The organism is Microbacterium sp. (assembly GCF_049661145.1).
Lineage (GTDB): Bacteria > Actinomycetota > Actinomycetes > Actinomycetales > Microbacteriaceae > Microbacterium.
Map to the genome: position 1 here is coordinate 1 of NZ_JBASZT010000090.1, position 6,601 is coordinate 6,601.

The 6,601-nt window shown below is 70.9% G+C and carries 10 protein-coding genes and 1 pseudogene; 7 read left to right on the forward strand and 4 right to left on the reverse strand.

Features of this window, described 5'->3' with window-relative positions; all coding sequences use genetic code 11:
• Nucleotides 1-194, reverse strand: a pseudogene (locus WBP48_RS04020) (hypothetical protein); the annotation flags it as partial.
• 163 nt (nucleotides 195-357) lie between these two features.
• Here WBP48_RS04020 and WBP48_RS04025 point away from each other — a divergent pair.
• The 4 genes from WBP48_RS04025 (at nucleotide 358) to WBP48_RS04040 (ending at nucleotide 3,259) form a co-directional block, all read left to right on the forward strand.
• A complete protein-coding gene (locus WBP48_RS04025) occupies nucleotides 358-1,425 on the forward strand; it encodes a helix-turn-helix transcriptional regulator (RefSeq protein ID WP_424436440.1) in 1,068 nt (355 codons plus the stop codon).
• A gap of 360 nt (nucleotides 1,426-1,785) precedes the next feature.
• On the forward strand, nucleotides 1,786-2,130 hold the full coding sequence (locus WBP48_RS04030; RefSeq protein WP_424436443.1) for an ArsR/SmtB family transcription factor: 345 nt from the start codon (nucleotides 1,786-1,788) through the stop codon (nucleotides 2,128-2,130).
• Nucleotides 2,127-2,795: a dihydrofolate reductase family protein gene (locus WBP48_RS04035; protein ID WP_424436446.1), complete on the forward strand. Its 669-nt coding sequence runs from the start codon at nucleotides 2,127-2,129 to the stop codon at nucleotides 2,793-2,795. The genes WBP48_RS04030 and WBP48_RS04035 overlap by 4 nt, the downstream gene beginning before the upstream one ends.
• Nucleotides 2,792-3,259 carry an SRPBCC domain-containing protein gene (locus WBP48_RS04040; protein WP_424436449.1) on the forward strand — a complete coding sequence of 156 codons (468 nt, stop codon included), beginning with the start codon at nucleotides 2,792-2,794 and terminating at the stop codon, nucleotides 3,257-3,259. The genes WBP48_RS04035 and WBP48_RS04040 overlap by 4 nt, the downstream gene beginning before the upstream one ends.
• A 24-nt stretch (nucleotides 3,260-3,283) precedes the next feature.
• On the opposite strand, the gene WBP48_RS04045 is transcribed toward WBP48_RS04040, so the two are convergent.
• Nucleotides 3,284-3,415, reverse strand: a complete 132-nt coding sequence (locus tag WBP48_RS04045; RefSeq protein ID WP_424436452.1) for a hypothetical protein — start codon at nucleotides 3,413-3,415, stop codon at nucleotides 3,284-3,286.
• A gap of 128 nt (nucleotides 3,416-3,543) precedes the next feature.
• Here WBP48_RS04045 and WBP48_RS04050 point away from each other — a divergent pair, with 128 nt between their 5' ends.
• Both WBP48_RS04050 and WBP48_RS04055 read left to right on the forward strand, forming a co-directional pair.
• A complete protein-coding gene (locus tag WBP48_RS04050; RefSeq protein ID WP_424436455.1) occupies nucleotides 3,544-3,816 on the forward strand; it encodes a FitA-like ribbon-helix-helix domain-containing protein in 273 nt (90 codons plus the stop codon).
• The gene (locus tag WBP48_RS04055; RefSeq protein WP_424436457.1) at nucleotides 3,813-4,208 is read left to right on the forward strand and encodes a type II toxin-antitoxin system VapC family toxin; all 396 of its coding nucleotides are present in this window, start codon (nucleotides 3,813-3,815) and stop codon (nucleotides 4,206-4,208) included. Before WBP48_RS04050 ends, WBP48_RS04055 begins: the two co-directional genes overlap by 4 nt.
• Here the strand turns inward: WBP48_RS04055 and WBP48_RS04060 are convergent.
• A complete protein-coding gene (locus tag WBP48_RS04060; protein WP_424436460.1) occupies nucleotides 4,198-5,448 on the reverse strand; it encodes an ABC transporter permease in 1,251 nt (416 codons plus the stop codon). The two genes, WBP48_RS04055 and WBP48_RS04060, sit on opposite strands and share 11 nt — an antisense overlap.
• Before the next feature lie 64 nt (nucleotides 5,449-5,512).
• Between WBP48_RS04060 and WBP48_RS04065 the strand changes: the two genes are divergently transcribed.
• Nucleotides 5,513-6,160 (forward strand): TetR/AcrR family transcriptional regulator, encoded by a 648-nt coding sequence (locus tag WBP48_RS04065; RefSeq protein ID WP_424436462.1) that lies wholly within the window; start codon nucleotides 5,513-5,515, stop codon nucleotides 6,158-6,160.
• A 35-nt stretch (nucleotides 6,161-6,195) separates the two neighbouring features.
• On the opposite strand, the gene WBP48_RS04070 is transcribed toward WBP48_RS04065, so the two are convergent.
• Nucleotides 6,196-6,601: alpha/beta fold hydrolase (locus tag WBP48_RS04070; RefSeq protein WP_424436465.1), on the reverse strand; the 406-nt coding region annotated here is incomplete at its 5' end.

Consider the following 6,601-nt stretch of genomic DNA (forward strand, 5'->3'; position numbering starts at 1 on the left):
GTGGCGGCATCCTCGGCGTGTGCGGCGCGCACCACGAGCGCGGGCCGCTGATCGACGGCGAGCGCCCACGCGGCGCGTTCGGTGTCCCACTCGGCATCCGCGGGGCTGCTCACCTTGCCTTCGATACGGTGACGCAGCTCGGCGAGCGCGTCGCCGAGGCGGTGCGGGCGATCGATGGTTGTGACGTCGTTCATGGTGTTCTCCGTTCGTTCGATTGACGCGGTGACCAGAGTCGTCGCGCAGCGGCGGCACGCCCATCCCCCGCCTGCGGGAGAATGCGCAGGCAGGTGTGGGGGTGCGGGGTCACCCAGGTTTCTGGGGATGACACGTGCGCCGCGGGCGGGGCACAATGTGCGCATGAGGGGGTATCGGGCCGAGAGCGCGCGAGCGGGACTGGAGTCGCTCGCGCGCGCCGGCCTGGTGCTCGACGAGTACATGGACGAGGCGCTCACCCTCGTGCGCCGTGCCGTGCCGGCGGATGCCGTGTGCATCGCCACCGTCGATCCCGGCTCCGTCACCCTCAACGTCTCGCACCGCCACGACCTCGAGAACAGCGGCGGGTCGGACTTCTTCTACTACGAGTACGCGACCGGCGAGGACTACTCGCTGTTCGCCGACCTCGCGCGGCGCCCCTTCGGCGTGGCGATCCTCGACGACGAGACCGAAGGCGACGTCCGCAGGAGCGACCGGTATCGCAACGTCGTCCAGCCGCTGCTCGGCATGCAGCACGAGTTGCGCGGCGTCGCCCGGCGGCAGGGGGTGACGTGGGGGGCGTTCGCGCTCTACCGCGGCGCGGACAGCCCCGGCTTCAACGCGGCCGAGGCCGAGTTCGTACACCTGTTGGAGGGAACGCTCGCCGACGGCCTGCGTGCGGGTCTCGCCACCGCGACCGCCGAGCTGGCGCGCACCGACCTGGGACCGGCGATCCTCGTCTTCGACGCCTCGGGGACGCTGCAGTACGCGACGGATGCCGCGCGTCACCGGGTCGCCGGCTTCGACGGCGACCTCGGGTCGAACCTCACGACACCGGTCGCGGCGGTGCTCTCGCAGCTGCTCCGCGGGGTCGAGCACGTGCCGCGGCTTCGTGCGCAGCATCGCGATGGCACGTGGTACGTCTTTCAGGCCGCCCGCTTTCGGGACGGCGACGGGACGGTCGCGCAGTACGCGGTCACGATCGAAGAGGCGACCGCCCCGGAGATCGTGCCGGTGCTGATGTCGGCCTACGGGCTCACGCTTCGCGAGACGCACGTCGTGCGTGCCCTGATGCGCGGGTCATCGACGCAGGCGATCGCGCAGGCACTGCACTTGTCGCCATACACCGTGCAGGACCACTTCAAGTCGATCTTCCTCAAGCTCGGGGTCTCGTCGCGCCGCGAGATCGGGGCGAAGCTGTTCCACACCCTCTACGACGACGTGGCCGACTGAACGGCCGCCGATCGTGCACAACGGGCGCCCGCGGTGATCGGGCCGTCGGCGAGGGGTTCGGCGCAAGCCTTCCCGAGCCCTCATCTTCTCCCGCGTGGATAGTCACCTTCTGATGCTCCAGGAGCATCAGAAGGTGACTTGTTGGGACAGACGAGTTGAGGGATTCGCCGCGCGCCATCCCCGGCGTTGTGCGCACCGGGCGCCGCCTGGCCGCGGGACTCGCGCTGCTGCGGAGATCTGCAGTTCTGCGGATCGCTGAGCCCGATCCCATCCTCAGAAGTGAGGATCTCCGCAGAACGGGATGCCTCGGCCAGCGCCCGCGCGTTGACAATGCGCCCGTGCGGCGCAATAGTTAGGTACATGCCTAGCTATTCGGATGAGGTCGACGCGCTGCTTCGCGCGCTCGCCGATCCGACGCGCCGCGCCGTGGTCGAGCGACTGGCCGCCTCGCCGGCGGCGGTGTCCGACCTCCTCGGCCTCGTCTCGATGACGCTGCCCTCGTTGCTGCAACACCTCGGCATCCTCGAGACCGCGGGGATCGTCGAGTCGAGCAAGCAGGGTCGCGTCCGCACCGTGAGCCTCCGACCCGGCGGGCTCGACGCGCTGCATCTCTGGCTCGGCGAGCAGAGAACGACCGCGGAGCGCCAGGCCGATCGCCTCGGCATCCACCTCGCCCGTACCAGCTCACCGAAGGAGCACCCATGACCAGGGTCCGCATGTCACTGTTCGCCTCGCTCGACGGCTTCACCGCCGCGCCCGGTGAGTCGTCCGACAATCCGATGGGCGAGGACTGGGCTGCCCTCACCGCCGCCTACGCCGCGACGCGCACCTTCCGCCGCAACGTGCTCGGCGACGACAGCGGAACGGGCACGACGGGGATCGACGACGAGGTGGCCGCCGCCTTCTTCGCCGGAGTGGATGCCGAGATCATGGGCGCGGCGATGTTCTGCCTGCACGCGCATCCGGATGATCCGGACTGGCGGGGATGGTGGGGCGATCGGCCGCCGTTCGGCCACCCGGTCTTCGTGCTGACGCACGCCGCGCCACGGCCGTCGATTGCGATGGACGGCGGGACGGTCTTCCGCTTCCGCAGCGGCCCGATCGAGGAGGTCCTGGCCGAGGCGACACAGGCGGCCGAGGCAGCGGGCGGCGGCGATGTCCGCATCGGCGGCGGCATCCGCACGGCGCGCGCGTTCCTGCAGGCCGGGCTCGTCGACGAGCTCCACGTCGCGATCGCCCCGATCGTGCTCGGGCGCGGTCACCGAGTGTGGGAGGGTTTGCGGGGGCTGGAGCGCACCCACGACGTCCGCAGCCGCGTCAGCGAGAGCGGGACGGTCCACGTCGAGTTCACGCGGGAGCGCGAGCGATGACCGTCGAGCGCCGCGTCGCTCACGCCGGGTTCACGCTCACGCGCGACTACCCGGCCCCGATCGAGCGGGTCTGGCTGGCGTTCGCCGACGAGTCGCAACGGCGGGCGTGGTTCGGCGACGGGGACACCTTCGATCGCCGGGAGTGGAGGTTCGATTTCCGCGTCGGCGGCCGCGACGTCGACGAAGCCCAGTTCCACGGCGGACCCCGCTCCCGCTACGAGGGCGTCTACACCGACATCGTCGAGCACAGCCGCATCGTGACCACGTACGACATGTGGCTCGACGGCATCCACATGTCCACCTCGGTCGCCTCGTTCGAGTTCGACCGGATCGCCGCCGGCACGCGGCTCACCCACGTCGAGCACGGCGTGTTCTTCGACCAGTTCCGAGCCGACGCCGCCGCGCGCGAAGAAGGCATGCGCGGCCTGCTCGAGGCGCTGGGGCAGCACCTCGGCCCGGGGTGATCGCCGCACCGCCGGGCACGAACCTCACACAGCGCGGTCACGGGAAGCCCCGGCATCCTGCGTCGCCTGCCAACTCGCGAGCAGGCGGAACCGCTCCTCGCTCTCGGACCCCGCCTGCGGGACGTAGACGAGGAACGTGAGCCCCGGATGCTGCACGAACTGCCCGGTTTACAGCGGCAGGTAGCGGGCTGCGGATGCCGCCGTACGCGCCGCGGGTTCATGTGGCAGAGGGTGCGGCCTCGGCCGAGACTATAGCATGCAGAAGTGCATGCTACAGTCGGCGCATGGTTGCGCTTCAGATCCGCGACGTCCCCGACGAACTGCGCGACGTGCTCGCGCGCGACGCGGCGGCGCGGGGTCAGTCACTGCAGGCGTATCTGCGCGAGCTCCTCGAACGGCAGGGGGGCATCGCCCGCAACCGCGCGCTTCTGCGAGAGTTCACACCGATCCGAGGCACCGGCGAAGGTGCCGCAGTCGATGTTGTCGAACTGATCGCACAGGAACGCCGGGAGCGCGATCGGGCCGTTCTCGCCGCGGTCGCGAGCAACGCGGGGTGATCGTCGTCGATGCGTCTGCCATCGTCGAGCTCATCACCGACGAAGGCGGAGCCAGCGCGCGGGTCGCCGCCGAACTCGACGCCGACGCGGAATGGGCGTGTCCCGAGCACGCGCTCCTCGAGGCCGCGAGCGCTCTGCGCGGCCTCTGGCTCGGCGGCCGTTCGTCGCGATCCGAGTTCGAGGCGCGCATCGACGTACTGACACGACTGCACGTGCATCCCGTGCCCACCGGGCCGCTGCTCGCGCGGATCGGCGAGCTCGCCGCGAACGCCACGACCTACGACGCCGCCTATCTCGCAGCCGCAGAACGACTCGGCATCCCCCTCGTCACGATCGATCACAAGCTCACGGGAGTGCCCGGCATCCGCGCCGAGATCCGCGTCATCGGCTGACCGCCGCCGCGGGCCGAGGATGCCGGCTGAACCGCTTCACACGCCCGTACACCGTCGTGACGACGAGGCCCAGGGCGATCCCGACGGCTCCCCCGACAGCGACGCTGATCCACGCCTGCCCGAGGCCGGCGGCGAGATTCCCGTCGAAGTAGAAGAGCGACCGCACCCCCTCGACGACGTGGCGGAACGGCGAGAACTCCGACACGGCGCGGAAGAACGGGGGCGCCGCCTGCAGCGGCACGATCCCGCCGAAGGAGACCATCGCGATCGCGACGAAGAACAGCGTGTTCACGAGCGCCCCGATGCCGGGGCCGAGCACGGCGAAGACCGCCAGCGCACTCGTGCCGATGGCCGCGATGACCGCCGTCGCGAAGAGCCAGAGCACGAGTTCGTTGGATGCAGAGACCCCGAACGCCGCGGCAACGCCCAGCGCTGCGGCGGCCGCGAGCGGGGAGGCCGCCGTGAGGATGACCGCCTTCGCGACGAAGGTCTGCCGACGCGAGACGGCGGTGTACGGCTGCCGGGCGATGAGCGGGCCGAGCTCACTGGGGATCACGCCGAGCGCCGAATCGACGAGCGGGTTCACCAGCGAGGCGCCGATGAACGCGACGAGCACGAGCACGAGTGCGAAGTAGAACGCGCTCGTTCCCAGACCCGAATTGTCCGGAAGCGGTTCGTACGGGCCGACCTCGACGTGGAACGGCGCGCTCAGCAGGGCGACGTTCGCCGGTGGCAGCGCGCCACTGGCGTGATTGATCAGCTCAGCGCCGAACGCCTCGGCCACTCCCCGCAGGACCGGCGTGAGGTTCCCGGTGACGAGCCCGTTGCTGAGGCCGCCGTCGCCCGCGTTGGTCGCGATCTTCACGGACGGGACGACACTCGCGGCGGCGCCGGGATACAGGCTCGCGATCGCAGCGTCGAAGCCTTCGGGGATGACGACGGCACCGGCGACCCGGTCCTCGTGCATCGCCTCGGCCAGCTCGTCGGAGGTCATGGTCGTGAAGGCGATCGCCTCGCCGGCGCCGGCTTCGATCGCCGCGGCGACCTGCTCCGCGGCGGGCGGGCCGGCCACGGCATCCTGCGCTTCGACGACGAGCGCGACGGGAAGGTCCATGACGTTCCCCTGCGGGTTCGCGGTCGCGGAGAGGTAGACGGCCGGCAGCGCCGCGGCGAGTCCTGCGACGAGCAGGATCGGCATGAGCCAGGTGCGGCGGGCGGTCAGAGTGCGGGTGGTGGACATGTCGATCTCCAAGAAGGTCAAAGGTTGGTTTACGGTGTCAAGTACGTGAGGCAGAATCGGATGCATGGCATCCACGGAGCACGCCGGGTCGGCCCGGGAAGCGCTGCTGAAGGCGGCGCGCGAAGAACTGATCGAGAAGGGTCACGCGGCGGTCGGCCTGCGCGCGGTCGCGCGGCGCGCGGGCGTCTCGCATGCGGCTCCCGCGCATTTCTTCGGTGATCGGGCCGGGATGCTGACGGCCGTCGCGACCGAGGGCTTCGAGGATCTCGCCCGCGCCCTCGAGTCCGCCTCTCGCAGCGACACACCCGACCAAGCCACGGCCAACCAAGCCGCGGCCGGCCAAGGGGCGGCGTTCGATGCGCTCGGCCGGGCGTACGTGGACTTCGGGCTGCAGCATCCCGCCCTGATGGACCTCATGTTCCGCCGGTCCGAGCTCGTGCGGGACGACGCCGCCCTCGTCGAGGCGCAGCGCTCCGCGCTCGGATTCCTCCGTGCGGCGGTCGCCGACCTCGTCGGAGAGGATGCCGAGGACTGGTCCTTCGTGAGCTGGGCGGTCGTCCACGGGCTCGTGTCGCTCGTGCGCGAAGGCGTGCTCGCGCGGGTGGCCGAGGTGGACGACGACGCCGCCCCGGACCTCGCCCGCCGCCTCGCGACGGTGTACGGCAGCGGCGTCGCAAGGTTGCTGCGCGCCGAGGATGCCGGCGGGGTCTGAGGACTCCGCCGACATCCCCGGACGCTGGACCATGTTCAGGCCGCCGCACCGATGACGCGGGTCGCGCTGGTCGCATCGAGCGCACGGACGATGAACTCGGCGACCTCGGTCGGGTGCGAGATGAAGGCGACGTGGCTGCCGGCGATCTCCTCGGTGACGGCTCCCATACGCTCGGCCATGAAGCGCTGCGCCTCGGGGGCGATCGCGCGGTCTTCGGCCGAGACGAGGTACCAGGTCGGCTTCTCGGCCCATCCGGCGTAGCTGAGCGGCTCGCCGGCGGCCGCGGCGGCCAGCGGACGCTGCGAGACGGCCATCACTCGCGTGAGCTCGGCGGGAAGGTCCGCCGCGAACGTCTCGGCGAACTGCGCGGCGTCGATGACGAGCTCCGGACCGCCGACCGCGCCGAGCGCGTCGTACGGCGTGGGTCGCACGGTGCTGGCC

Bases quoted from the DNA above. Each gene is read 5' to 3' on its own strand.
- WBP48_RS04025 (WP_424436440.1), top strand. From the start codon at position 358: ATGAGGGGGTATCGGGCCGAGAGCGCGCGAGCGGGACTGGAGTCGCTC.
- WBP48_RS04030 (WP_424436443.1), top strand. From the start codon at position 1,786: ATGCCTAGCTATTCGGATGAGGTCGACGCGCTGCTTCGCGCGCTCGCC.
- WBP48_RS04035 (WP_424436446.1), top strand. From the start codon at position 2,127: ATGACCAGGGTCCGCATGTCACTGTTCGCCTCGCTCGACGGCTTCACC.
- WBP48_RS04040 (WP_424436449.1), top strand. From the start codon at position 2,792: ATGACCGTCGAGCGCCGCGTCGCTCACGCCGGGTTCACGCTCACGCGC.
- WBP48_RS04050 (WP_424436455.1), top strand. From the start codon at position 3,544: ATGGTTGCGCTTCAGATCCGCGACGTCCCCGACGAACTGCGCGACGTG.
- WBP48_RS04060 (WP_424436460.1), bottom strand. From the start codon at position 5,448: ATGTCCACCACCCGCACTCTGACCGCCCGCCGCACCTGGCTCATGCCG.
- WBP48_RS04065 (WP_424436462.1), top strand. From the start codon at position 5,513: ATGGCATCCACGGAGCACGCCGGGTCGGCCCGGGAAGCGCTGCTGAAG.